The sequence below is a fragment of the Nostoc sp. UIC 10607 genome (assembly GCF_047228265.1).
Taxonomy (GTDB): domain Bacteria; phylum Cyanobacteriota; class Cyanobacteriia; order Cyanobacteriales; family Nostocaceae; genus Nostoc; species Nostoc foliaceum_A.
On sequence record NZ_JBIQNW010000282.1, the window covers coordinates 1 to 314 of the forward strand.

Sequence of the window (314 nt, forward strand, 5' to 3'; positions counted from 1 at the left end):
GCGCTTTTGCAGGAAGCCAAAAACGGCGACGTGAGTCACGTCACTAACAATTTGCGGACGAGTCCCCAGAATTTAGAGCTCTCTGATGAAGAAATCAGAGAACGCATGAGCGGCAACATTTGCCGTTGCGGTGCGTATCCAGGAATCGTTGCGGCAATCAGAGAAGTTCATTCCGGGCGCGAAACAGCCCAGACCAGGCATTTTGCCAGCGATGAAGAAATTGCCATTGCATTCAATGAGGGCAAAGCCGATGAAATCGTTTAAATATTCTAGCGCAACCGACGCAGCAAGCGCCGTTGGCACCGTTTCCGCTA

At 51.3% G+C, this 314-nt stretch carries 1 protein-coding gene; it reads left to right on the forward strand.

Annotation, left to right across the window (positions count from 1 at the left end):
* Window positions 1–264 (forward strand): 2Fe-2S iron-sulfur cluster-binding protein (locus ACEYW6_RS36775; RefSeq protein WP_412983688.1); only part of this gene is annotated, 264 nt, incomplete at its 5' end.
* Between the last annotated feature and the right edge of the window lie 50 nt (window positions 265–314).